Source organism: Ciceribacter ferrooxidans (genome assembly GCF_004137355.1).
GTDB classification, from domain to species: Bacteria; Pseudomonadota; Alphaproteobacteria; order Rhizobiales; family Rhizobiaceae; genus Allorhizobium; species Allorhizobium ferrooxidans.
On sequence record NZ_SDVB01000248.1, the window covers coordinates 1 to 24,276 of the forward strand.

Sequence of the window (24,276 nt, forward strand, 5' to 3'; positions counted from 1 at the left end):
GCCGCCGGTCTTCCGGGGCGCGCCCCGGAAGACCGGCGGCCGCAGCACCTGGGGAAGATTCAAACGGCACTATTGGGGAGTATTGCTCCGGTACTGACACGCTTTGTGCCCAGGGCATCACGATCAGCAAATCGGCGTTGCATCGGTTCCTTGTCCGGCACGGCCAAACTCGCAAAAAAAGGACTGGCCACGCGATAGAACAAGGCCGCCCCGACATCCTGGAGCAACGCCAGCGCTGGTTCGATGATCAACTGGACCTTGATCCTGCCAAGCTCGTCTTCATCGACGAAACCTGCACCGCAACCAACATGGCGTGCACGCATGAACGTTGCAGGAAGGGAGAGCGCCTGCGTATGCGCTTCCCACACGGCCACCGCAAGACCACGACGTTGGTGGCCGGACTGCGCAGCACAGGAATGGTTGCCCCGCTCGTCATCGACGGGCCGATCAACGGGGAATGGTTCGAGGCCCATGTCGCCCAGGTTCTCGTCCCGACCCTGAAGCCTGGCGATATCGTCATTCTCGACAATCTTTCCAGCCACAAACGACCGGCGGCGCGCGCAATGATCGAGGCTGCCGGTGCGCGCATGCTGTTTCTGCCGCCCTACAGTCCAGATTTCAATCCCATTGAAAAGGCATTCTCGAAGCTGAAAGCGCTGCTGCGCAAGGCGGCAGAGCGCACCGTGACCGGCCTGTGGGACAGGATCGGAAAGCTGATCGACCGCATCGAACCTCAGGAGGCTCGCAACTTCTTCACATCATGCGGATACGATCCAGCATGAAAGGGAAGCGCTCTAATGGACACAGTCACCCGATAGGCCAGCCCATTCCCGAGCTATTCCTTGATGTAGGGCTTACCGTCCGCAGCGGGAGGCCTTGCGCGGCCGATCAGTCCCGCCACGACAATGATCGTCGCGATATAGGGCGCCATGGCAAGAAACTCCGATGGGATCGGGGTTTGCAGCAGGGCGAGCTTTTGCTGCAGTGAGTCCGCAAATCCGAATATCAAAGCCGCCATCAGCGCGCCGACGGGATGCCAACGTCCGAAGATCATGGCGGCAAGGCCGATGAAGCCACGTCCGCCGGTCATGTTTTCGTCGAAGCGACCCACCGTGCCGAGGGTGAACCATGCGCCACCGAAGCCCGCGACCATGCCGGCGAGAATGACGTTCATATAGCGGGTTCGATAGACATTGATCCCGAGCGTATCGGCCGCACGCGGATGCTCGCCTACCGCACGGGCCTGCAATCCGTGTCGGGTGTAGAAAAGATAATAGGTAGCAAGGGCAACCATAACCAGAGCGCCATAGACGAAGACATTCTGCTGGAAGAGCATGGGGCCGATCACGGGGATGTCGCCGAAAAGCGGGATCTTGACCGCGCGAAACACGGGGGCATCGTTCAAGAAACGGTAATCCTGGAAGACCTGGCTGCTGACATAGGATGTCAGGCCGAGCACAAACAGGTTTATCACGACGCCGGCAATGATCTGATCCATGCGGTAGGTGACGACGAGGGCAGCCAGGACAAGCCCGAAGAGGCCGCCGACAATGACCGCAGAGATCAATCCGCCGATCCCGCCTATCAAGGATCCGATCAGCGCCCCCGTGAATGCACCGGCGAGCAACATTCCTTCGATGGCGATGTTGACCACCGCGACCCGCTCGGACAGCACGCCGGCCAATCCACCAAGTGCAATAGGGACTGCCCTCACCATCGTGGCCTGCAGCATTCCGGTCAGCGAAAAGGATTTGCCCGCAGTCGCCCAGACCAGAAAAGCGAAGACGGCAAGAGCCAGTCCGAATCCGATCGAGAGCGCGGTCCACCTCGCCCCGCCACGGAAGAACTGGCGCACGCCCAGGAAGGCCAGAACCGCTGCCACCAGATAGTTGAACGGGGCGGCGACCACGAGATCCGGAAGAGCCCAGGTATCGGACGGACGCGACAGTCGAAACACTGCGTTGCCGGTCGTCCCGAAGCTGAAGACGGTTGTCACGAGGATGGCTAGTGCGATCAGCGCGGCTCCCGATATCCGCGCCTGACGGTTCTTGCGTGTATCGATGTCGCGCGCGGAAGGCGTTGAATGCGGCACTGCCGTGATCATGACGCACTATCCTTCTGATCCGTCACGGATTTTCGAAATCCCCAGGGGAAGATCGCACGCACCAGCAGAGGTGCAGCTATGAAGACGATGATCAAAGCCTGAATGATGCCGATCAGATCGATACTGACGCCGGCATCGACCTGCATTTGACGCCCTCCCGCCTTCAGCGCGCCGAAGAGCAGCCCGGCAAACAGGACGCCTACCGGATGGGAGCGACCGAGCAGGGCAACGGAAATGGCATCGAAACCGATACCGGCAGAAAAACCCGGTGTCGCGCGGCCGAGAACGCCCAACACCTGGTTCGCGCCGGCGAGCCCCGCAAGTGCGCCGGCCGACCCCATCGCGGTGACGATAATGAGCGGTGCGCGGATGCCGGCGTAGCGTGCTGCATCGGCGTTCTCGCCGCTTGCGCGGAACTCGAATCCCAATTTTGTACGAAACAACAGCCAGTAGATCAGGATGACGGCCGCGACCACCAGGAAAAGGCCGGCATGGACGCGGAGGTTCGCATCAATCCATGCGAGCAGCCGCGGAAGTTCCGCACTTTCCATGACCGATTTGGAAATCGGATCGGCCCGTTCTGCCTTCTGTACCCAGGGCAGTCGCAGCATGTAGTCAAGCAGACGGTAGGAGATCAAGTTCAGCATGATCGTCGAGATCACTTCATGCGCGCCCGTGGCAGCCCGCAACCATCCCGCAATCGAAGCATAGGCGGCGCCGGCAAACGCTCCGGCCAAAAGCGTGAGCGGCAGATGCAGGGCCCATGGCAAGCCTTCGATGCTGAAACCCACGATTGCGGCCACGAGTCCGCCAACGATGATCTGTCCTTCCGCGCCGATATTGAAGAGGCCGGCCCGGAAACCCAATGCAAGGCCGAGGCCGGCCAGGATAAGTGGTGCAGCTGCCGTCAATGTCTCTGAAACAGCGTTGAGCGAACCGACCGAGCCTTCCAACAGTGCAATGTAGGAGCGGCCGATCGTCACCGGATCGACCGCGGTTGCCAGCATGACCAGGGCCCCGATGATCAACGCGACGATGAACGCGAAGATCGGCACGACCACGAGGTCCTCGTATTCGGCACGGCTCGGTGCCGCTCGCCGCAGGAGCTTCTCAGAGAGCGTATCACTGCTGGTTTGAACGGTCATGCCTGTGCTCCTGCCATGGCGAGCCCGACGGCATTCTTGTCGACAGGACCTTTGGTCGCATCGAATTCCGCAACAAAGCGACCTTTGAACATCACAAGGATCCGATCAGACAGGGACAGGATCTCATCCAGTTCCGAGGAGACGATCAATACGCCGTCTCCTGTGTCGCGGGCATGCATCAGCCGGCCATGGATATATTCGATGGAACCCACATCGAGGCCGCGTGTCGGCTGCGCGGCGACGACCAGACAGGTCTCCCGTTCCAGTTCGCGCGCCACGATGAGTTTCTGCTGGTTGCCGCCCGACAGGCTGCCTGCCCTGGTAAAAACCGAAGGCGTGCGCACGTCGAAATCGGCCGCGTACTTCGCTGCGCTCTTGAACACGTCAGACCAGCGGATATTCGGGCCGGATGCATATCGTTCGTCGTAATAGGTGTTGAGCACCATGTTCTCGGCAACGGTGAAATTCGAGATCATTCCACTTCGTTGCCGGTCCTCCGGAATGTGCGCCATACCCATACGGTGACGTTCGCGAACCGACGCGTGCGTAATATCCTTGTCGAGGAACAGTATCTTGCCGCTGGCGGCATGATGGAGACCGGTCAATGCCTCGATCAGTGCCGACTGGCCATTGCCCTGGACGCCGGCGATGCCGACGACTTCACCGCTTTTGACCTGAAAGCTGACGTGATCGACAGCGATCTTGTCGTCCTCGCTCAGTACCGTCAGTTCGCTGACGTCAAGAAGCGTGCGGCCGGGCGCGTAGGGTGCCTTCTCGACCTCGAAGACAACGGGCCTCCCGACCATCATTTCCGCAAGCTGCGCCTCCGTCAGCGTCCTGGGGTCGCCCTCGCCGACGATCTGGCCATCGCGCAACACGCTGATGCGGTCGGCGATTTCAAGAATTTCGTTCAGCTTGTGCGTGATGAAGACGAGTGCCTTGCCGGCGTCGCGCAGTGACTTGACGATCTCGAAGAACTCCGTCACCTCCTGCGGGGTCAGAACTGCTGTCGGCTCGTCCAGAATGAGGACATCGGCCGAACGGAACAAGACCTTGATGATCTCGACGCGCTGTTGAAGCCCGACCGGAAGGTCTTCGACACGGGTACCCGGATCAACCTCCAGACCATATTTCTTGTTGATTTCGTTGACCTGGTCGCGGGCAGCCGCCAGATCGAGCCAATCGAGCTTGCCGGTCGGTTCGACGCCGAGAATGACGTTTTCCGCGACCGTGAATACAGGAACCAGCATGAAATGCTGATGCACCATCCCGATCCCTGCCGCGATCGCATCGCCGGGACCCCGGAACACAACGGGTTTGCCATCGATCAGGATCTGGCCCTCGTCGGCGGCATAAAGCCCGCTCAAGATATTCATCAACGTCGACTTGCCGGCGCCGTTTTCGCCGAGGAGCCCAAGCACTTCTCCCGCGCGGATCGTCAGATTCACATTCGAATTGGCAACTACCGGACCGAAGCGTTTGGTGATCCCCTTTAGTTCGACATCCACTGCCGCTCTCCCCCAAGGTCGACGCAAGAAACCGTACCCGCCGCCTGACCACAGGCGACGGGAAAGGTGCGATCGGGCTATTCGTTGACCTTGATCGTGCCGTCGATGATCGCCTTGCGAATATCGGAGAGCTCCTGCTTCATTTCGGCAGAGACTTCATTTTCCATGTCATGGAACGGGGCAAGCCCCACGCCGTCGTTTTCAAGCGATCCGACGAGAATACCGCCTTTGTAGGTGCCTTTCATTGCCGCTTCGATGACCGCGTAAACGGTCGAATCCATGCGCTTGGTGATCGACGTGAGATAGACGTGCTTCTTTTGCGGGTCGGTCAGATAGAGGTCCGCATCGACACCGATGATCTTCAGCTTGTCCGTCCCGAGTTCGTCGGCGAGCGCCGCTGAACCAAGGCCCACCGGACCTGCGACCGGCAGCACGATGTCTGCGCCCTCATCATAGAGGTTCTGAGCGAAGGCGCGTCCGTCATCGAGCGAGTCGAAATTGTTCGTGAACAGGCCTTCGCGTGTTTGCGGGTTCCAGCCGAGAACGGCAACCTTCGTTCCCTTCTGTTTGTTGTAGTAGTTCGCTCCGCGGTAGAACCCGTCCATGAAGATCGTCACCGGCGGAATGTTGATGCCTCCGAAGACGCCGATCGTGCCGGACTTCGAGACGCCAGCCGCAAGGTAGCCGGCAAGAAATGCCGCTTCATCGGTCGAGTAGACCTGGCCCACCACATTGTTGAGTGGCGGATCGTACGAAAAGTCGACGATTGAGAACTTCTGATCCGGGTTGGCCTCGGCTGCCTTCTTGGTCGCATCGCCAAGCAGGAAGCCGACGGTGATGATGATATCGCACTGCCCGCCAAGCAGGGAATTGATATTGGCTTCGTAATCGGTTTCAGCCTGCGATTCCAGGTATCTGGCTTCGACGCCAAGTTTCTCCTTCGCGTCCAGAACACCTTTCCACGCCGTCTGGTTGAAACTGTTGTCGTCAATTCCGCCGGTGTCCGTCACCTCACAAGCCGTGAACGCCGCAGCGGCGGAAACGGAGCCTAGCAATAACGATGCCGTTACCGCAGCACTTGCGAAGAACTTCTTACTGTAGAGCATGATGGTAACCTCCCTGGTTGTATGGCACGCTCGAGATTCTCATCTGAAATGCAATTGTATCGGAAGAATTCCATTTTGTTAGATGTAACATCATTCGAGACGCGCGACTTGACGCATATCAATAGCAAGTGGCCGGATTTGCAGTTTTTGTCGCGAAGCAAGCAGCGCTCATACTTAGCTCGGGCACAACCTGCTTAGCTCCTCCACGCAAGTGTCGAGGAAATCTCCTTGTTTCCGCTCCGTTCGAAGTCCGAAAAAGGCAAGCTCTACTGGTGAAGCGTTTCAAGGAGAAGGTTACCGACGGGAACGCCGAGCCTCTCTTTGCATGAGAGTCCGGCTCAAGCCACCAGCCAATTGTCCCTGTAGAAGCGCACCTTGTCGCGCTCGAAAACAAGATGGGTTGGGGCGCCGACGGCCGGAACGCGATCGGGCGTGCGGAGTTTCACTATGGTGCCGTTGCCGAGGTCGACGCTGACAATCGCGTAGCAGCCCATGTCCTGCACATCGGTGACGGTTGCAGGCAATGTGCCTGCTTGCGGGGTGTCGGCAAGCGTGACGAGTTCCGGGCGAATGCCGACCACCACCTCGCTCAGCGAACGGCCTTCGGCAGAGCGGAGCGTTCCGACCTCACGTCCGAGGATCGACACCGTGCCCGCCTGGACAGTGCCGTCGAGAAAATTCATCGACGGCGAGCCGATGAAATAGCCGACGTGACGATGCACTGGTTCCTCGAACAGAACCTGGGGGCTCCCCATCTGGACGACGCGACCATGATCCATGACCACGACCTGTTCGGCCAGCGTCATCGCCTCGTTCTGGTCATGCGTCACATAGACCAGCGTGTGCCCGTGTTGGGCGCTGATGTCCCGCAGCTTGCGCCTGAGGCTGAACTTCAGCTGCGGATCGATCACCGTCAACGGTTCGTCCATCAGGATGACCGCGACGTCGTCGCGCACCAGTCCGCGCCCGAGCGAGATCAGCTGCTTCAGGTCCGGCGTGAGCTTTCGTGCAGGCTTCCGCAGCACTTCGTCCAGATTGAGCAGGTTTGCCACCTCGTTGACGCGCCGGTCGATCTCGGCCTTCGGCTTGTTGCGGCAGCGCAGCGGAAAGGCGAGGTTCTCGAACACCGTCTTCGACGGATAGACTACCGGAAACTGGAAGACCTGGGCGATGTTGCGCTTCACCGCGCCGACCGAGGTCATGTCGACACCGTTGATCAGCACCCTGCCTTCGCTCGGCGTCAGCAGGCCGGAAATGATGTTCAGCATCGTGCTTTTGCCGCAGCCCGAAGGGCCGAGCAGGGCATAGGTGCCGCCGTCCTCCCAGGTCAGGTCGAGCGGATGGAGGGCATAGTTCGGCTTGCCGTCGACGGTATTATAGAAATGTCCAAGGCCCCTGAGTTCGATCTTTGCCATGCAATCAATCCTTCTGGCCGGAGACGCTTCTGCGCGGCGGGGCGGCGATCAGCGTGCCGGTCACCGCATCGAAGGCGTAGAAGCGCGTGCTGTCCGGGGTAAATCCAATCCTGTCGCCGGGCTGAAAGAGATGTACGCCCTCCTCCTCCAGTACGAGATTGCGCCCGTCGAGATCGAGATGCAGCACGGTCAGCGAGCCGTTGACCTCGGCGAGCGCCACGGTCGCGGAAAAGTCTCCGTGGAGCGCCAGGTCGGTCGCCCTGAGGCCGAAGATGTAGCGACCCGGCGCAAGCGTCGAAAAATGCTCCGGCAGCGGCGTCTTGAATGATGGCCCGAGGATCAGGCGCCCGCCCGCGATCTCGCCTTCGAGCAGGTTCATCGGCGGATCGTTGAAAACCTGCGCTGCGATCGTGTTGGCGGGATAGTGGAAGACGTCGCGGTAGTCGCCCGTCTGGGTCACCTTGCCTTCGTGCAGGATGATGACGTGCCCCTGCAGGATCATCGCCTCGGCCGGCTCGGTCGTCGCATAGACGACCAGCCGGTCCTTGCTGTCGCGGAAGATGCGGCGGAACTCGTCGCGCAATTGTTCGCGCAGCTTGTAGTCGAGGTTGACCAGCGGCTCGTCGAGCAGCAGGAAATCGGTGTCCTTCACCAGCGCCCGGGCAAGCGCCACGCGCTGCTGCTGGCCGCCGGAAAGCTCCGCCGGGCGCCGGTCGAGATAGGGGCGAAGGCCAAGCAAGTCGCTCACATAGGTGAGTTTCGCCTCGATTTCTGACGACGTGTAGCCGGCCCGCTTCAGCGGAAAGACGATATTGTCGCGCACGTTCAGGTGCGGATAGTTGACGAACTGCTGGTAGACCATGCCGACCCGGCGCTTCCAGGCGGGGATTTTCAGGAGATCGACCCCGTCACGCACGAGGCTGCCTGAGCGCACGGCCTGCAGCCCGGCCAGCACCTTGAGGAAGGTGGTCTTGCCGGAAAGCGTGCGGCCGATGACGGTGACGACGCCGGAGGCCGGCAGATCGACGTTCAGCCCGTCGACATGGATGGCATTGCCCTCGGCCACGGTCAGATTGCGGATTGCGTAGGTCATCATGCCTCCTATTTACGTGCGCCGGCGAGGCTGCCTTTTTCGAGGTAGCGCTCCACCAGGAAGGCCACCACGATCAGGGGCGCCACCGAGACCAGCGCCGAGGCGGAAAGGCTCCACCAGGGCGTCACCGAGGAATTGAGCGAGACGATCGCCACCGGCAGCAACTGCGTCTCGGTGAAGGTCAGCGTGAAGGCGAAGAAGAAGTCGTTCCAGCCGAAGACGACGCAGAAGATGCCGGCGACCACCAGGCCGGGCAGCGAATTCGGAAGGATCACCCGCCAGAAGGTTTCGATCGGCGTGCAGCCGTCGATCATCGCCGTCTCGTCGAGTTCGCGCGGAATATTGTTGAAGAAATCGACCATCACCCAGACGGCGATCGGCAGGAGCAGGGCGATGTAGACGATCACGAGGCCGAGGATCGTGTCGAGCAGGTTAAAGAAGCCGAGCATCAGGAAGAACGGGATGGCCAGCACCACCGGCGGCATGATCCGCTGCGAGACGAAGAAGAAGGTGAGGTCGTTGTTGCCGATCGGCCCCGCCTTGTAGACGAAGCGCGACAATCCATAGGCGGCGAGCGTTCCGAGGACCAGGCTGATGGCGCTGGCCGACAGCGTCACGATCATGCTGGCGGCGAACGGCTCGACGATGTCGATGCTGCCGGCGCCCGATCCGAACAGGCCCTTCCAGGCCGCGAGCGAAGGCTCGTAGTCGACATAGGGCAGATAGGTCGGCCCGGCGGTAACCCCGTTGGCGGTCTTGAACGAGGTTGTCAGCGCCCACAGGAACGGCGCGATGACGAAGGCGCTCCATCCGAGGATCGCCGCCGTCTTGATGATGCGAAAAAGGCGCGGCATGGATCAGGCTCCCGACTTGACGAGGTATCTGGCGAGAAGCTTGGCGATGATCGTCAAGAGCACGATCATGATCACCAGATAGGTGATCGACAGCGCCGCCGCGTAGCCGATCTGGAAGTCGCGCAGACCCCGGATGAAGATGTAGTAGCTCGAGGTCTCGGTGGCCGTGCCGGGTCCGCCTGATGTGACGACGTAGATCGTCTCCATGATTTTCGACGCTTCGATCAGGCGGATGATCACGGCACCGGCCGAGATCGGCGCCATGGCGGGAAAGGTCACGTTGAAGAAGGTTCGGATCGGTCCGGCGCCATCGATCGCGGCAGCCAGGAACGGCTCCTTCGGCAGGGATAGCAGGCCCGCCATCAGCAACAGGAACATGAACGGCGTCCACTGCCAGACATCGACGAGAATGACGACCACCGTCGCCCAGCCCGCGCTTGTCAGCCAAGCGACATTGCCGATGCCGAGAAACTGCATCAAGTCGTTGGCCGGCCCGAGGGATTCGTGGAAAATGGTGCGCCAGATGACAGCCATGACCACCGGGGTCGTCATCATCGGAATAAGAAACAGGACGCGCGTGAGACGCCTCAGGCGCACCTGGTGCCATACGAGCAGAGCGAGCGCAAACGCGATGACATATTCGAGCAGCACGCAGGCCGTGGCGATGAAACCGAGCCGGACGAGCGATTCCCAGAAGCGGGCATCGCTGAAAATGCGCCCGTAATTGGAGCCGCCGATGAAGTTCAGACCCGGACTTGCGGCGTCCCATCCCGAGAAGCTCACGCGGATGGTGAAGATCAGTGGAAACAGGATGATCGCCAGCAGGGTGAGAAGCCCCGGCAGCAGGAAGAAGAGTTTGTAGCGCGACAGCCCATACACGCGGTTCGTTCCTCAGTTCACGGCCACATCGACCCCCGGTCGACAGACACGGGACGGCGGCATGCCTTTTCCAGGAGAAGGGCGCACCGCTTCCGATGCGCCCCTTTCGACGGTCCTGGAGTTACTGGTTGTCTTCCAGCGCGACGACGCGGGCATAGGCCTCGCGTACCTTGTCGACTCCGATCCGGTCGACGATGTCCTTCCACTCCTTGGCCACTTGGTCGAGCGCCGCCTGCGGCGTCGCCTGGCCGGCGATCGCGGAGGCGACGCCCGTCGCCATGGAGGTCATGAACTGGTTGACGCCGGGAACGCGCAGATCGAAGACGCGGTTCTGGCTGGTGTCCATGCCTGACAGCGTTTCGACATAGCTCTTGGCAAGATCGGCATCCCAGCCGAGCTTGTCGGTCCACAGCGCCGGATCGAAATGGCTGGTGCGGTAGGGATTGACGCCGAAGCGGCCGACCTGCAGGTCGGACAGGGTGTTGGCTTCGTTGGAGAAGAAGCACAAATAGTCGAAGGCCATGTCCTGGTTCTTCGATTTGGCCGACACTGCCGAAGTCCAGCCCCAGGTGATGTAGGGCGCGCGGTTCGGCTCCTCGAACTTGTCCCACTGGTTGGTCTTGCGGTTCCAGACCTCGCGGGCGCCCGGAAGCGGAGCCGCCGCCACCTTGTTGCGGATCGGACTGTCAGCCTGCTGCGCCTGGACGAAGGCATCGTCCCAGGAATAGCTCATCAGCGACTGACCGCCGCCGAAGGCAAAGATTTCGTCGCCGAGGCCGAAATTGGCGCCGCCCGGCGCCCAGTCCTTCGAGGCCGCGACGAACAGTTCGAGGCCGCGCACGAAGCCGGGCGAATTGATCAGCGGTTCCATGGTTTCGAGGTCGAAGAAGAAGCCGCCCTTGACGTTCGGGTTCTTGGCATAGGGAGCTGCGCGGCTGATGAAGGCCGAGAACATCAGGTCGTCGCGCTTGGCGACTTCCGCCGAGCCGTAATTGGGATTGCCGTCGCCGTCCCAGTCCCAGCCGGAGAAGACCTTGGCGACTTCGTTATATTCTTCCCAGGTGGCGGGCACCGTAAGGTCGCGACCGGTCGCCTCCTTGAATTTCGCCTGCATCTCCGGGTTCTCGAACATGTCGGCGCGGTATTTCAGATAATGCCGGTCGCCGTCGATCGGATATTGCACCATCTGCTCGCCCCACTTGGCGACGTCGATGTAGTTGCGGGTTACGTCCTTCATGCCGGTCGACTCGCGATAGACATCCGGAACGGGGGCGAGGAAGGGGTTGAGGTCGCCGATCCATAGCGAGCCGTAGAACAGTACGTCATAGGCATTCTGTCCCGTCTGGAATGGGATCAGGATGCGCTGAAACAGGTCGCCGAACGGCACGTGCACGACGCTCACCTTGGCACCGGTCAGTTCCTCGAACTGTTTGGCGTGCAGTGCCGTCGGCTCGCCGATCACCGGAACGGCATGGGTGATGATGTTGAGCGTGCGGCCGGAATAGTCCTTGGCGTCAATCGCCTCGTAGGAGCAGGTTCCCGGCAGGTCGGCCGGAATGCCGAAGCGGCTGTAGTCCGCCGCCATGGCGGGTGCCGCGGCGGCCGCCAGCCCAAGCGTGCTGGCGGTCAGAAGCAATGTCTTCAATGTCATGTTTCTCTCTCCCAGGTTCTAAAATCCTTGCCGGCGAAAGCCGGCTCCTCCTCAAGGAATAAGCACTGCGCGACCGTGAATCTTGCCGTGGTGAAGGTCGAGCAGAGCGCGATTGGCATCGGCCAGCCGGTATTCTGCCGTTGCAAGATGGACCTTGCCCTGATCGGCAAGTGCCATGAGTTCGACCAGTTCGGGATAGGTGCCGACGAGATTGCCGACGATCCGCTTTTCCGACGTGATCATGTCGATGGTCGGGATCTCGAGCTTTCCGCCATAGCCGACGATGTAGTAGGCGCCGTCACTTCGCGTCATTTCCAGACCTTCGGTAATGGCGCTACCTTCGCCGACGAAGTCGATGACCGCCTCGGCGCCCCAGCCGCCGGTCAGCGCCAACACCTTGTCGACCTGTTCGCCATTGGCGAGCACCAGTTCGTCGGCGCCGCACTTGGCGGCAAGCTCCAACGATTCCTTCGACCGGTCGACGGCGATGACCTTCGCCGCACAGAGCGATTTCAGTACCTGGACGCCAATATGACCAAGCCCACCGACGCCGATCACTACGACATATTGGCCCGGCAGCAGATGTTGGGCGGCCTTCTTGCAGGCGCGGTAGGCGGTGAGGCCGGCATCGGTGTAGGGCGCCACATCCTTCGGCGCGAGCGTCTTCGGCAGCTTGATCAGCGATCGTGCGCCGGTCCGCAGGTATTCGGCATAGCCGCCATTGGCGTTGATGCCGGGAAAGGAACTTTCCTCGGCGTGCATGTCGTTGCCGCGCCGGCAGGCAAGGCAATGGCCCGAGGTGACCAGCGGATGGCAGATCACCGCATCGCCCGGCTTGAAGTGCGTGACGCCCGGACCGACCTCCTCGACCCATCCGGCGTTTTCGTGCCCCATGATATAGGGCAGCTGAACGTCGGAATTGTTGCGCCACAGACCTTCGATGACGTGCAGGTCGGTGCGGCAGACGCCCGCCCCGCCGATCCGCACGATCACATCGTTTGGCCCCTCGATACGGGGATCGGGAACATCCTCGTAAACTACGAATTCGCTCTTCTCGAGCTTCTCGTCATATTCGTGCAGAACTGCTGCCTTCATTCCTAAGCCTCCTCACTCGGCGCATTGTCATTTCGCCTTTCTCACTGCAGTTGCCGTGCCAACTGCCTGTTCATCCGAGAGAGATGAGCAAAATCATAGAGATGAGGTTTTGGTGCAGTGCGCTCGCGGCAGCGCATGATGTTCAGGCCCGCAACAGCGGCGGGACTTCACCTGTTCAAATCATGAACACTTGCCAGCGGGAACGAAAATTGGTCCACTGAGGTCCGGACAAGAAGGGATAAAACCCTTGAAAAGCCTGAGGAGAGGCGTTGTCCGGGGGGAACAGACAGATGCTTTCACGGACTGAGCGCCTGAAGAGGCTCAGGATCACGTTGATGCAGGGTGGTCAGGTCGACGGCAATCTCGTCAACCCGCAGATCGCCGAGAGTTGGCAGCGCTGCATCGAATCCGGGCTCGATCCGCGGGTGACGCCGCCACCGCTCCAGATTGGCATGCGGGAGCTCAAGCAGTTGCGCGAGCGCGATGAGCTGACCCATCGCTTTGCCGTGGCCGAAATGCACTCGCTCTATCAGCAGATTGCCGGGAGCAATTTCCTGATTGCCTTCGGCAATGCCGAGGGAACGGTGCTCGATACCATCGCCGACGGTGACTTCCAGTCCAGCAGACCGGGTCGGGGCATCGTGCCGGGCGCCGTGTGGAAGGAAAGCCTGCGCGGCACCAATGCTCTGGGAACCTGCGCGGCCGGTCGCCAGCCGCTGATCGTTCACGGCGAGGAGCACTTCTTCGCCGCCTATTCCGACGTCAGCTGTTTTGCCGCGCCGATCCTGCATTCCGACGGTGAACTTGCCGGCGTGCTCGACGCCTCGTCCGATTGCAGCGCACGCCACAGCCATACCCTGGCGCTGATGCGCATGGCCGCCACCCATATCGAGAACTCGCTGTTTCTTGCCCAGCAGGAAAAGCACATCGTCGTGCTGTTTCATTCCCGCTGGGAACTTCTGAATTCGGTCAGCGGCGGGCTTGTCTCGTTCGATGCCAGCGGACGGCTGGTGGCGGTCAACAAGCGCGCACGGGAAATCCTGCGCGGCATCTCGCTGCGCCCCGGCACGGAATTCGACGCCATCTTCGACACTCCGTTCGATCTGGCTCTGGCGGAGATGTCGAACAGCCGACAGCCGACGCTGCGCGATGGTTTCGGCAGCCGCTACGCCGTCCACTGGCGCAATCGCCACAGCTTCGAGAAGCGCCTGCCCCAAGCCGGAAAACCAGCCGGCGCCGATGCGGCCGTCGGCGGCCTTCCGCCGTCGGCAAAGCCCGACTTCGTCGCCAACGACGCGGTCGTGCGCCAGCAACTGGACAAGATAGCGCGCGCCGTCCGCTTCAAACCGCCTTTCCTGATCCGCGGCGAAAGCGGCACCGGCAAGGAAATGCTGGCACGCCATATCCACAAGGCAAGCCGGCGCCAGGGGAGCTTCATCGCGATCAATTGCGGCGCGCTGCCCGAGCATCTGTTAGAGGCCGAACTCTTCGGCTATGTCGGCGGCGCATTCACCGGAGCCCAGCGCACGGGCGCCGAGGGGCTGGCCATCGCCGCCGATCGCGGCACGCTGTTCCTCGACGAGATCGGCGACATGCCGCTGTCGAGCCAGGTGGCGCTGTTGCGCTTCCTCGACAGTTCCGAGGTCCGTCCGGTCGGCGGCCATCAGGTGCGCAAGGTCGATACCCAGATCGTCGCCGCCACCAATGTCGACCTCGAGGAGGCGATCGCCACCAAGCGCTTCCGGGAGGATCTGTTCTATCGCCTTGGCGTCATTCGTCTGGAGCTGCCGGCGCTGCGCGACCGAACCGATTTCGGCGCCGTGCTCGACAGCATGCTGGCAGAGATTTCGCCGGGCACGCAGATCGATCCCGCCGCCGCGACGCTGATGGCGGCATTCGGCTGGCGCGGAAACATGCGCGAACTGCGCTCGGCCCTGCTGCAGCTGGTGATGGCCGCCGAGGGAAACAGGATCGTACCTCCCGATGTTCTCGACCTGCTCGGCCACCCGGGAGACGGCGACGGCCGTGAGACCCATTCCTTGCGCACCAAGATCGGCCGGGAAGTCACGGAAATGTTGCGCAGCAACGGCAACAACATCAGCCTAACGGCCCGGACGCTCGGCGTGTCGCGCAACACCGTCTACAAATACGCCAGAAACTTCTAGACAAGTCCGCAACCGGACTCTCTCCGGTGCGGGTGTCGTCACGATGACGAGGAGCACGCTCCTCGTCAGACGACGGTTTCACCGCCGTCGACCACCAGAATCTGGCCGGTCACGTAAGACGAGCGCGAGGACACAAGGAAGAGGATGGATTCGGCGATCTCCTCGACGCTTGCCCAGCGGCCCATCGGCACCTTTTCGCGCACATAGGCCTCGATCGCATCTCTGCCGCCCATCTGCTCGATGAAGGGTATGTTGAAGGGCGTGTCGACCCAGCCGGGGCAGAGCGCATTGACGCGAATGCCGAACCGCGCATAGTCCCCGGCCATCTGGCGGGTCATGGCGATCACGGCGTGCTTGGTCGTCGTATAGGCGATCATCTCGCGGTCGTAGAGCACACCGGACGATGACGAAGTATTGAGGATGACGCCGGATCCCTGACGTTTCATCATCGGCGTGACAAAGCGAGCGGCCATGAAGTGTGCCCGGACATTGAGGTTCCACGAGCGGTCGAAGCCCTCGATCGCGACATGCTCGAGGTCGCCGGCAACCTGGGCGCCGGCGTGATTGTGCAGGATGTCGATGCGTCCATGGCGGGCCATGAGCGCCAACAGCCCGGCTTCAAGGGCGACATCGTCGGTGACGTCGAGCCCGAGCGCCTCGGCGCTGCCGCCCGCCGCACGGATTTCGGCTACGACGGTCTCCGCAGCGTCGATATTGCGGTCGACGACGGCGACATGGGCGCCTTCGCGCGCCATGATGGCAGCGCCCGCCCGGCCGATGCCAGAGCCGGCGCCGGTGACGATCGCGACGCGGTCTTTCAGGATCATGGTTTACTCCCTGGCATGCGTTTTTTTGTCCCGCATCAGCGTGCGAGCTGTCAGGATGAGGAAGAGCGAGGCGACCAGCACCAACGTGGCAATCGCGTTGATCTCCGGCGTGACGCCACGGCGGATCGACGCGAAGACATAGATCGGCAGCGTGGTCTTGGATCCGGCAACGAAGAAGGCGACGATGAAATCGTCGAAGGAAAAGGTAAAGGCGAGCAGGAAGCCGGCGAGAACCGAGGGCAGAATCTGCGGCAGGACGATCTCGCGGAAGGTGGTGAACGGCGTCGCATAGAGATCGCTCGACGCCTCGACGATGTCGCGGCCAAGGCTGGCGATCCGCGCCTTGACGATCATCGTCACCAGCGCCAGCGAAAAGAGGCCGTGCGCAGCGACGATCGAGCCGTAGCCAAGCCCGAGCTGCGGCGGCTTTTCGCCCGGCCAGATCGAGGCGAGCGCCGGGTTGACGAAGGAGAAGACCTCGACCAGCGCCACCAGGGTGGCGATGCCGATCACCACGCCCGGCACGACGATGGCCGCGGCGAACAGGCCGTCGAAGATGGCGCGCCCGCGTGGGCCAAGCCGCTCCATGCCGAGCGCTGCCATGGTGCCGAAAACGGCGGCCAGCCCGGCACTGGTGAACGCGATCAGCAGGCTGTTCTGCAGAGCCGTGATCAGGAAGGTGTTGGTGAGCGCCTTGCCGTACCAGATGGTGGAGAAGCCGGTGAACTCGGAAGCGCTGCGGCCCGCGTTGAACGAGAACAGCACGACGAGCGCGATCGGTGCATAGAGGAACAGGTAAACGGAGGTGACGAGCGCGCGCATCAGACGAGATCCACCTGTCTTGAGCCAGATATCTTGAAGGCGATGCGCATGGCGACGCTGAGAACGATGACGACGACCGCCACCAGCGTCACGGCGATCGCCGAACCAAACGGCCAGTTTCGCGACTGAAGGAAGAGGTCGACCAGCGCATTGCCGATGAAGAACACCTTGCCGCCGCCGAGCAGCTGGGGGATCAGGTATTCGCCGAGAAGCAGGATGGTGACCAGCGCCACGCCTGTCATGACGCCCGGAAGAGAGAGCGGCAAGGTGACGCCGAAGAAGGTCGAGACCGGTCTTGCACCGAGATCGGCCGAGGCTTCGAGCAGCCGGCGGTCGAGCTTTTCGAGGCTCACGTAGATCGGCATGATCATCAGCGGCAGGTAGCCATAGACGATGCCGAGCAGCACGGCGCCCGGCGTGTTCAGCAGCCGAACGTCCTCGATGCCGATCATCGAAAGGAGGTTGGGGATGCCACGCGAGCCGAGGATGTACATCCAGGCATAGGTGCGCACCAGCAGGCTGGTCCAGAAGGGCACGACGACCAGCGAGACGAGCAGCAGCCGGTATCGCGGACTGGCCTTGATCGCCAGGTAATAGGCAACCGGATAGGCGACGATCAGGCAAAGAAAGGCACCGAGCGGTGCAATCAGCATGGTGTTGCGGAAGGCGGCGGCGCGCGACCCGAGATTGGCAAACTGGGCGAAGGTGAAGGCCGTCTGGTAGCCGCCTTCGGGCGCCCGCTCGCCGACCGAAAAGACGACGATGGCCATGAAGGGAAGGACGAGGAAGACGAACAGCCAGATCGCCGCGGGGGCTACCAGCGCTGCGGTGACCAGTCTCTTTCGTGTGTCCGTCGTAAAGGCCATGCGGTGGTCCCGGTTGCGTGCAATCATTGGGCATGGAGCAAGGGTCGCCCCTCACCCTGGCCCTCTCCCCACAAGCGGGGAGAGGTGGTGGCAGCCGGATCAGGGGCTTTCACCCCTACCCGGCCAAGACCATCAAGCAGACTTGAACCGTGCCATCAGCTCGGCGCGGGCCGGGTCGGTCAGCGTCACGGCCGCGCCGAATTCCAGCGGGGTGAGCGATGCTTCGTCCGGATAGACGATCTTGTTCGACGTCACGTCGGCCGGCAGCAGGGCCATCACCCGGCTGTCGGTGGTCGGGGCGCCGTTGGCGATGTGTTCCTTGACGGCGTTTTCCGGTGTCATCAGGAAATCAAGCAGGGCATAGCCGGCCGCCTTGTTGGCGGCGCTCTTCGGGATCGCGTAGAAGTCGGTCCAGATCTCGCCGCCGTCGGAGCCGAGGATGTAGGCGATTTCCGGCATGTCGCGGTTGAGCTGCGCACCGTCATTGGTCCAGCACATGGTCATCCATGCGTCGGTGCCGCGCATGCCCGGCTGATAGTCGCTGTTGATGCCGTAGAGATGCGGCTTGACCTTGATCAGCAGTTCTTCCGCCTTGGCCAGTTCCTCCGGTTTGATCGAGTTGAAGGAATAGCCGAGCGAGACGAGCGCGCTGCCGATCGTGGTCAGCTGGTAGTCATGCACCATGGCACGCCCGTCGGCCTCGGTCTGGGCTACCTCGAAGAAGTCCTTCCACGAGGTGATCTTGGTCTTGATCTTGGCGGTGTTGACGGCCATGCCCGTCGTGCCCCAGTTCTTCGGCACGGCGTAGGTCACACCGTCGACGGCGCCTTCCGACGTGAAGCGCGGCGACTGGCTGGCCTGAGAGAAGGCAGGCAGCTTCGACATGTCGAGCGGATCGATCAGGCCGAGCTTCACATAGGTCGAAATGGTGTAGTTGGTGGGCACGAAGAGGTCCCATCCGGTCCCGCCGGCCTGCAGCTTGGCGAGCATTTCCTCGTTGGACCCGAAGACATTGACTTCGACGGCGACGCCGGTCGCGGCAGTGAAGGCTTCGAAGGTCGCCGGATCATGATAGTTCGGCCAGGTGGCGAGCGACATGGTCGTGCCGAGATCGTCGGCATAAGCATTGGCATTGAAGGCGCCAGGCTGGCGGCCGAGCACAGCTGCGGCGAGGCCGAGGCCGGTGACACCGAGGAAGTGACGGCGCGAAACGGAACCGCGCTTCAGGCGCATCCATTCGTCGCTCAATTGCTCGGCAGTCACCGGGGCATTTTCTCTGTACCACTTTGTCATGACGCTGTTCCCTTTTTTTGTCTTGACGAGTACGGCCGTTCCTCAGGCCGGAAAGACATGCATTTTGCCGGGATCGAATGTCAGAACGACCCGTTCGCCCGGTTCGACGAGGTCGCCTTCCTGCACGCTGCGCCGGTCTGCCGTGACGAGAAAATCGCCCAGCCCGTCGACGTCGATCTGATATTCGGCGGTCGAGCCGAGAAAGATGCGGTGAGTGACGGTACCGACGAGCCCACCGGCGTGCGTCGGCAGTTGCCTGACGAGGTCGATCGCCTCGGGACGCAACGCGACGGTCACGGCGCCGGGTGCCATCGTTCGTTTGCCTTCGCGTCCCAGCACCATGCCGTTCGAGAGCCTGATCGTCGTTCCGTCGGCCTCCAGCGTGCCGGCGATGCGATTGGTCTTGCCGACGAAATCGGCCACGAAGAGATCGGCCGGGTGGTCGTAGATTGCCTGGGGCCTGTCCATCTGGACGATGCGCCCGGCGTTCATCACGCAGACCATGTCGCTCATCGAAAGCGCCTCTTCCTGGTCGTGGGTGACGAGCACGAAGGTGATGCCGAGCTCGCGCTGTAGGGTCTGCAGCTCGATCTGCATGGCTGTGCGCAGTTTCTTGTCGAGGGCCGCCAGCGGTTCGTCCAGCAGCAGCACCGAGGGCTTGTTGACGATGGCGCGGGCTAGCGCCACCCGCTGCTGCTGGCCGCCGGACATTTCATGCACGCGGCGTTTTTCGAAGCCGCCGAGCCGCACCATTTCCAACGCCTCGCGCGCCCGGTTGGCGATTTCGGCGGTGCCAAGCTTCGGCCGCTGTTGCCTCAGCCCGTAGGCGACGTTCTCCTCGACGTTGAAATGCGGAAACAGCGCGTAGTGCTGGAAGACCATGTTGACCGGGCGGCGATACGGCGGCACGCCATTCATCTCGCGGCCGTTGATCAGCACCGTACCTTCGCTTGGCTGCTCGAAGCCGCCGATCATCCTCAGGCACGTGGTCTTGCCACCACCCGACGGTCCGAGCAGGGCTACGAACGCACCCTTCGGCACGGCCAGATTGATGTCCGATACGGCCGTCACGCTGCCATAGCGTTTGGCGACCGAACGAAACTCGATGTCGTTCGTCGAAGGCACTGTCACGTCATATTCCCCGCGGTTGTTTTTCTGAATGCCGGGTCTTCTCGCGATCGCCCGGCTTCTCACCGTCTGTGTCAAACCTATTCAAGCTAGTCGATTGCGGTATATACCCCGAAAGAGGTATTCCAAGCCGTTTCTGGATGTGGAGGGTGTATACCCCAGGAGCATCTGCTGCTCTTTTTTGCAATCGGGTGGATGTCGGCATGGATCTCGAAGCCTTGTTCAAAGTCATGGGGCGACTGGTGGGCGCGGGGGCTCCCGGCGAGGATGCGGCGGGGCCCGCCTTCCATGAGCTGATGAAGAGCCTGCTCCGCTTCGACTATATCGTCGTCTTCGCCTATCGCGGGCAGGAGCGCCCGATCGATCTCTACAGCACCTTCACCGCCGAGGAGCATGTCGTCTTCGTCAGCATGTACCAGGCCGGACCCTATCTGCTCGATCCCTTCTACAGGGCAGCGCAGCAGCCGAAGCCCGGTGTCTGGCGCATGCGGGAGCTGGCGCCAGACCGGTTCTTCTCCAGCGAATATTTCCGCAGCTACTATACCCAGACGGGACTGGCCGAAGAAATCGGCTTCTTCGTCGCTCTCGACAACGGCATCACGGTCGTTCTCTCGCTGATGCGGCGGGAGCAGTCGGGGGTATTTTCCGCTGCCGAATTCGCGCTGCTGAAGAAGGCGGAACCGGTGGTGGCCGCCCTCGTCCGCCACTCCTGGCCCGATCTCGGTCGCCGCTTCGACCTGGCTTTCGCCAAGCGCGGCAGGAGCGGGCGCAAGGCTGCCCAACCCTCCGCGGATCGGGTGTGGCGCGATCTCAACCTGACCGACCGGGAAGCCGCCATCGTCGAACTCGTCCTGCAAGGGCATTCATCGGAATCAATCGGTCTTCGGCTCGGCATCTCGACCGGAACCGTCAAGGTTCATCGCCGCAACGTCTATCGCAAGCTCGGCATTTCCTCGCAGACGCAATTGCTGTCGATCTACCTCAAGAGCTTGGGATAATTGCCCGGCTCTTCGGGATGCCGCCAGACCTCCAGGCGGCGATGCCGGTTCCACCCGACGATACACCATGATCGGCAGCGCCGCATAATCCCGCTCATAGTGCGGAGCATGCAGATCTTGCCTAAGCGGAAAGACCGGTTCTTCGCCGGATCAGATCGCGGTGGTGCGTGGGCGTGAGGTGTTCTTTCTCTCACCGAAGCCGTAAAGCGGGACGGTATCGACCGTGAGGCCTATCTGCGCGATAGCCTCACGCGCATCGCGGACCATCCGATCAATCGGATCGATGGACCATTGGCCTGGAACGGCAGAATCACGCCGAAAACCGCGTGACGAGGCGCTGACCTGGAAAACGGGGCGGCAAATGCCGCCCCGCTTTCAACTCCTCACACCGCGATGTCGGCGTTGACGGGCGATGGGCCCATCACTGCACGATCTTCCTGCATTTCGAGCCACATGGCGTTGACGACGGCGAAGATCGCGGCGAGCGGCAGGCCGAGAAGCCAGGCGAAATACCACATTGTTCTATCTCCCTCAGTAGACGGTGCTGCTGTTCTCGGTGACGTCCGCCTCGGTCACCTTGCCCCAGAGCACCTTGTAGACCCAGGCGGTGTAGGCGAGGATGATCGGCACGAAGATCACGGCCATCACCAGCATGACAAAGAGCGTCTGGTGCGACGAGGACGAATTCCAGACCGTCAGCGACGATTTCGCATCGAGCGAGGACGGCAGGATGAACGGGAACATCGTCAGGCCGACCGAGGCGACGATGCCGGCGATCGAAAGTTTCGAGAACAGGAGCGTCGAGACCTCGCGCCCGGCCCGGAAGCCGAGAAACACCAAGACCGCACCGACAAACCCGAGAACCGGGGCAACCGCAATCCACGGCCGTGCGGCATAGGCCGCAAACCACGACGGCGAGCGGGCAACCTCGCCGAGCAGCGGGTTGGACGGCCCGTCTGTGACGGGAGAGCCGGCAATGGCGTAGCCGGTGATCCCCGATGCCATCCAGACGCCGGCGAGCGCATAGGCGACGATGGTCACGACCGCGGCGACGGAGCCGTACATCCGTGCACGTTCCCGCACCGGCCCCTCGGTCTTGAGCTGCAGCCAGGCGGCACCGTGCATGACGAGCATCGCCAGCGACACGAGACCCGCAAGCAGCGCGAAGGGATTGAGCAGGCCGAAGAAGGACCCTTCATAGAAGATCATCAGGTCTTCGTTGAAGCGGAACGGCACGCCCTGCAAGACATTACCCATGGCAACCCCGAAGATCAGGGCCGGCACGGCGCCACCGACGAACAGTGCCCAGTCCCAGGCCGAACGCCAGGTCGCGCTGTCGCGCTTGGAGCGGTACTTGAAGCCGACTGGCCTGAGGATCAGGGCCGCCAGTACCGCGAACATGGCGAGGTAGAAGCCCGAGAAGCTGACGGCATAGAGCGGTGGCCAGGCCGCGAAAATCGCCCCGCCGCCGAGGATGAACCAGACCTGGTTGCCTTCCCATACGGGGCCGATGGTGTTGATGGCGATGCGCCGTTCCGTGTCCGTCTTGCCGACGAAGGGAAGGAGCGCACCGACGCCCATGTCGAAGCCGTCGGTGAGCGCAAAGCCGCCGAGCAGCACGCCGAGCAGGACCCACCACATGACCCGCAGCAGTTCGAAGTCGAGGAGTTGATAGAGTATCATGGTCTTACTCCGCAGGTTGGGTGTGAGCCGACAGGCCCGTCAGCCGGTCGCGATGCCGCTTCTGCCACTGATCGGTTTCGGGCACGTCGAGATAGGGTCCCTTGCGGATGTATTTCAGCATCAGGCCCATCTCGATGACGAAGAGCACGGTGTAGAACAGCACGAAGCCGGCGAGCGTGATCAGAAGCTCGGTCACCGAGAGATGCGAGGCGGACAACGCCGTCGGCAGCACGCCGTCGACGGTCCAAGGTTGGCGACCGAATTCAGCGACGAACCAGCCGAGCTCCGCGGCAATCCACGGCGTCGGGATAATGATGACGGCGAGCCACAGGGCGATGCGAGGGAACTGCATCCTGCGGAAAGAAGCCATCCAGAAGAACCAGGCCATGACGGCGATGAAGGAGAAGCCGAGGGCGACCATCAGGCGGAAAGCCCAGAAGAGTGGCCAGACGGTCGGTACCGTGTCGTTGGCGGCCATCTTGATCTGGTCTTCGCTCGCCTGACGCGGATCGTCGATATAGCGTTTCAAGAGCAGGGCAAAGCCGAGATCCTTGCTGTGTTCTTCGAAGATCGCACGGACCTCGTCCGGAACCACGCCCTTGTTGGCACGGTAGGTCATCAGCGCATCGTAGGCGATCTGACCGGAGCGAATACGTTCCTCCGCTTGCTTGACAAGTTCATCGATACCGGGGATTTCGCCGGTCAGCGAGCGCGTGCCGATCAGGCCCATCACATAGGGGATGTGAAGGGCGTAATGGGTTTCGCGTGCTTCCTGGTCGGGAATGCCGACAAGCGTGAACGACGCCGGAGCCGGCTGGGTCTCCCACATGCCCTCGATGGCCGCGAGCTTCATCTTCTGGTCATGGGTGACCGAATAGCCGGATTCGTCGCCGAGGACGACGACGGAGAGTGCCGAGGCGAGGCCGAACGAGGCCGCAACCGCGATCGACCGCCGGGCAAGTTCCGTGTGGCGCCCCTTCAGCAGGTACCATGCGGAGACGCCGAGCACGAAGACGGAGGCGGTGACGTAGCCCGCCGAGACCGTATGGACGAATTTCGCCTGTGCGACCTGGTTGAAGACGACGTCAAAGAACGAGGTCATCTCCATGCGCATCGACATCGGATTGAACTCGGCCCCGACCGGGTTCTGCATCCAGCCGTTGGCGATGAGGATCCAGAGAGCGGAAAGGTTCGAGCCGATGGCCACGAGCCAGGCGACGACTAGGTGGGCACGCTTGGAGAGCTTGTCCCAGCCGAAGAAAAACAGGCCGACGAAGGTCGCCTCGAGGAAGAAGGCCATGAGCCCTTCGACCGCCAGCGGCGCACCGAAGATGTCGCCGACATAGTGGCTGTAATAGCTCCAGTTCATGCCGAACTGGAATTCCATGGTAATGCCGGTGGACACCCCCAGCACGAAGTTGATGCCGAACAGCGTGCCCCAGAATTTCGTCATCTGTCGCCAGATCGGACGGTCCGTCATGACGTAGACCGTTTCCATGATCGCGACGATGATGGAGAGGCCGAGTGTCAGGGGCACGAAGAGAAAGTGATACATTGCCGTCATCGCAAACTGCAGGCGTGACAGTTCGACTATGTCGATTTCCATGATCTTGCTCTCGATTGGTCTCAGGATTGAGCTTGGGA

21 protein-coding genes and 1 pseudogene are annotated in these 24,276 nt (G+C 61.8%); 4 read left to right on the forward strand and 18 right to left on the reverse strand.

What is annotated here, in order from left to right:
• A partial coding sequence (locus EUU22_RS15380; RefSeq protein WP_245485075.1) for an IS630 family transposase occupies positions 1 to 782 on the forward strand: 782 nt, incomplete at its 5' end.
• Between the two features lie 53 nt (positions 783 to 835).
• Here EUU22_RS15380 and EUU22_RS15385 read toward each other — a convergent pair.
• From EUU22_RS15385 to EUU22_RS15430, 10 genes are all read right to left on the reverse strand, one after another.
• Complete coding sequence (locus EUU22_RS15385; protein WP_129332867.1) at positions 836 to 2,104, reverse strand: ABC transporter permease; 1,269 nt, start codon at positions 2,102 to 2,104, stop codon at positions 836 to 838.
• On the reverse strand, positions 2,101 to 3,249 hold the full coding sequence (locus tag EUU22_RS15390; protein WP_129332868.1) for an ABC transporter permease: 1,149 nt from the start codon (positions 3,247 to 3,249) through the stop codon (positions 2,101 to 2,103). The genes EUU22_RS15385 and EUU22_RS15390 overlap by 4 nt, the downstream gene beginning before the upstream one ends.
• Positions 3,246 to 4,757: an ABC transporter ATP-binding protein gene (locus EUU22_RS15395; RefSeq protein ID WP_129332869.1), complete on the reverse strand. Its 1,512-nt coding sequence runs from the start codon at positions 4,755 to 4,757 to the stop codon at positions 3,246 to 3,248. Before EUU22_RS15395 ends, EUU22_RS15390 begins: the two co-directional genes overlap by 4 nt.
• Positions 4,758 to 4,834: 77 nt before the next feature.
• Entirely contained in the window at positions 4,835 to 5,863 is a 1,029-nt protein-coding gene (locus EUU22_RS15400; protein ID WP_129332870.1) for a BMP family lipoprotein, read from the reverse strand.
• Positions 5,864 to 6,201: 338 nt separating this feature from the next.
• Positions 6,202 to 7,278, reverse strand: coding sequence for an ABC transporter ATP-binding protein (locus EUU22_RS15405; protein ID WP_129332871.1), 1,077 nt, complete (start codon positions 7,276 to 7,278; stop codon positions 6,202 to 6,204).
• Positions 7,279 to 7,282: 4 nt separating this feature from the next.
• Positions 7,283 to 8,371: an ABC transporter ATP-binding protein gene (locus EUU22_RS15410; protein ID WP_165351181.1), complete on the reverse strand. Its 1,089-nt coding sequence runs from the start codon at positions 8,369 to 8,371 to the stop codon at positions 7,283 to 7,285.
• 8 nt (positions 8,372 to 8,379) lie between these two features.
• Positions 8,380 to 9,225 carry a carbohydrate ABC transporter permease gene (locus EUU22_RS15415; RefSeq protein ID WP_129332873.1) on the reverse strand — a complete coding sequence of 282 codons (846 nt, stop codon included), beginning with the start codon at positions 9,223 to 9,225 and terminating at the stop codon, positions 8,380 to 8,382.
• A gap of 3 nt (positions 9,226 to 9,228) precedes the next feature.
• On the reverse strand, positions 9,229 to 10,104 hold the full coding sequence (locus EUU22_RS15420; protein ID WP_129332874.1) for a carbohydrate ABC transporter permease: 876 nt from the start codon (positions 10,102 to 10,104) through the stop codon (positions 9,229 to 9,231).
• Positions 10,105 to 10,225: 121 nt separating this feature from the next.
• Entirely contained in the window at positions 10,226 to 11,755 is a 1,530-nt protein-coding gene (locus EUU22_RS15425; protein ID WP_129332875.1) for an extracellular solute-binding protein, read from the reverse strand.
• Between the two features lie 51 nt (positions 11,756 to 11,806).
• Positions 11,807 to 12,850, reverse strand: coding sequence for an NAD(P)-dependent alcohol dehydrogenase (locus tag EUU22_RS15430; RefSeq protein ID WP_129332876.1), 1,044 nt, complete (start codon positions 12,848 to 12,850; stop codon positions 11,807 to 11,809).
• 290 nt (positions 12,851 to 13,140) lie between these two features.
• Between EUU22_RS15430 and EUU22_RS15435 the strand changes: the two genes are divergently transcribed.
• Entirely contained in the window at positions 13,141 to 15,015 is a 1,875-nt protein-coding gene (locus tag EUU22_RS15435; protein ID WP_129332877.1) for a sigma-54-dependent Fis family transcriptional regulator, read from the forward strand.
• Positions 15,016 to 15,080: 65 nt separating this feature from the next.
• On the opposite strand, the gene EUU22_RS15440 is transcribed toward EUU22_RS15435, so the two are convergent.
• From EUU22_RS15440 to EUU22_RS15460, 5 genes are all read right to left on the reverse strand, one after another.
• Entirely contained in the window at positions 15,081 to 15,842 is a 762-nt protein-coding gene (locus tag EUU22_RS15440; RefSeq protein ID WP_129332878.1) for an SDR family NAD(P)-dependent oxidoreductase, read from the reverse strand.
• A gap of 3 nt (positions 15,843 to 15,845) precedes the next feature.
• A complete protein-coding gene (locus EUU22_RS15445; RefSeq protein ID WP_129332879.1) occupies positions 15,846 to 16,664 on the reverse strand; it encodes an ABC transporter permease in 819 nt (272 codons plus the stop codon).
• Positions 16,664 to 17,530: an ABC transporter permease gene (locus EUU22_RS15450; RefSeq protein ID WP_129332880.1), complete on the reverse strand. Its 867-nt coding sequence runs from the start codon at positions 17,528 to 17,530 to the stop codon at positions 16,664 to 16,666. Before EUU22_RS15450 ends, EUU22_RS15445 begins: the two co-directional genes overlap by 1 nt.
• 132 nt (positions 17,531 to 17,662) lie before the next feature.
• Positions 17,663 to 18,823, reverse strand: a complete 1,161-nt coding sequence (locus tag EUU22_RS15455) for a polyamine ABC transporter substrate-binding protein (RefSeq protein ID WP_129332881.1) — start codon at positions 18,821 to 18,823, stop codon at positions 17,663 to 17,665.
• Between the two features lie 42 nt (positions 18,824 to 18,865).
• A complete protein-coding gene (locus EUU22_RS15460) occupies positions 18,866 to 19,954 on the reverse strand; it encodes an ABC transporter ATP-binding protein (RefSeq protein ID WP_129332882.1) in 1,089 nt (362 codons plus the stop codon).
• A 200-nt stretch (positions 19,955 to 20,154) separates the two neighbouring features.
• Between EUU22_RS15460 and EUU22_RS15465 the strand changes: the two genes are divergently transcribed.
• Together EUU22_RS15465 and EUU22_RS26040 are read left to right on the forward strand one after the other, a co-directional pair.
• On the forward strand, positions 20,155 to 20,949 hold the full coding sequence (locus EUU22_RS15465; RefSeq protein ID WP_245485076.1) for a helix-turn-helix transcriptional regulator: 795 nt from the start codon (positions 20,155 to 20,157) through the stop codon (positions 20,947 to 20,949).
• A gap of 198 nt (positions 20,950 to 21,147) precedes the next feature.
• Positions 21,148 to 21,279 (forward strand): annotated as a pseudogene (locus EUU22_RS26040) (transposase domain-containing protein); the annotation flags it as partial.
• Between the two features lie 53 nt (positions 21,280 to 21,332).
• On the opposite strand, the gene cydX reads toward EUU22_RS26040, so the two are convergent.
• From cydX to EUU22_RS15480, 3 genes are read right to left on the reverse strand one after another with little or no spacing between them, the layout of a single operon-like run.
• A complete protein-coding gene (gene cydX / locus EUU22_RS15470; protein WP_129332883.1) occupies positions 21,333 to 21,467 on the reverse strand; it encodes a cytochrome bd-I oxidase subunit CydX in 135 nt (44 codons plus the stop codon).
• Between the two features lie 13 nt (positions 21,468 to 21,480).
• A complete protein-coding gene (gene cydB / locus EUU22_RS15475; protein WP_129332884.1) occupies positions 21,481 to 22,632 on the reverse strand; it encodes a cytochrome d ubiquinol oxidase subunit II in 1,152 nt (383 codons plus the stop codon).
• A gap of 4 nt (positions 22,633 to 22,636) precedes the next feature.
• Positions 22,637 to 24,238 (reverse strand): cytochrome ubiquinol oxidase subunit I, encoded by a 1,602-nt coding sequence (locus EUU22_RS15480; RefSeq protein WP_129332885.1) that lies wholly within the window; start codon positions 24,236 to 24,238, stop codon positions 22,637 to 22,639.
• Positions 24,239 to 24,276 lie beyond the last annotated feature (38 nt).

Coding starts and splice junctions, on each gene's coding strand:
- cydX (WP_129332883.1), bottom strand. CDS start 21,467: ATGTGGTATTTCGCCTGGCTTCTCGGCCTGCCGCTCGCCGCGATCTTC.
- EUU22_RS15435 (WP_129332877.1), top strand. CDS start 13,141: ATGCTTTCACGGACTGAGCGCCTGAAGAGGCTCAGGATCACGTTGATG.
- cydB (WP_129332884.1), bottom strand. CDS start 22,632: ATGATACTCTATCAACTCCTCGACTTCGAACTGCTGCGGGTCATGTGG.
- EUU22_RS15465 (WP_245485076.1), top strand. CDS start 20,155: ATGGATCTCGAAGCCTTGTTCAAAGTCATGGGGCGACTGGTGGGCGCG.
- EUU22_RS15385 (WP_129332867.1), bottom strand. CDS start 2,104: ATGATCACGGCAGTGCCGCATTCAACGCCTTCCGCGCGCGACATCGAT.
- EUU22_RS15450 (WP_129332880.1), bottom strand. CDS start 17,530: ATGGCCTTTACGACGGACACACGAAAGAGACTGGTCACCGCAGCGCTG.
- EUU22_RS15425 (WP_129332875.1), bottom strand. CDS start 11,755: ATGACATTGAAGACATTGCTTCTGACCGCCAGCACGCTTGGGCTGGCG.
- EUU22_RS15415 (WP_129332873.1), bottom strand. CDS start 9,225: ATGCCGCGCCTTTTTCGCATCATCAAGACGGCGGCGATCCTCGGATGG.
- EUU22_RS15440 (WP_129332878.1), bottom strand. CDS start 15,842: ATGATCCTGAAAGACCGCGTCGCGATCGTCACCGGCGCCGGCTCTGGC.
- EUU22_RS15400 (WP_129332870.1), bottom strand. CDS start 5,863: ATGCTCTACAGTAAGAAGTTCTTCGCAAGTGCTGCGGTAACGGCATCG.
- EUU22_RS15405 (WP_129332871.1), bottom strand. CDS start 7,278: ATGGCAAAGATCGAACTCAGGGGCCTTGGACATTTCTATAATACCGTC.
- EUU22_RS15430 (WP_129332876.1), bottom strand. CDS start 12,850: ATGAAGGCAGCAGTTCTGCACGAATATGACGAGAAGCTCGAGAAGAGC.
- EUU22_RS15410 (WP_165351181.1), bottom strand. CDS start 8,371: ATGACCTACGCAATCCGCAATCTGACCGTGGCCGAGGGCAATGCCATC.
- EUU22_RS15455 (WP_129332881.1), bottom strand. CDS start 18,823: ATGACAAAGTGGTACAGAGAAAATGCCCCGGTGACTGCCGAGCAATTG.
- EUU22_RS15445 (WP_129332879.1), bottom strand. CDS start 16,664: ATGCGCGCGCTCGTCACCTCCGTTTACCTGTTCCTCTATGCACCGATC.
- EUU22_RS15480 (WP_129332885.1), bottom strand. CDS start 24,238: ATGGAAATCGACATAGTCGAACTGTCACGCCTGCAGTTTGCGATGACG.
- EUU22_RS15390 (WP_129332868.1), bottom strand. CDS start 3,249: ATGACCGTTCAAACCAGCAGTGATACGCTCTCTGAGAAGCTCCTGCGG.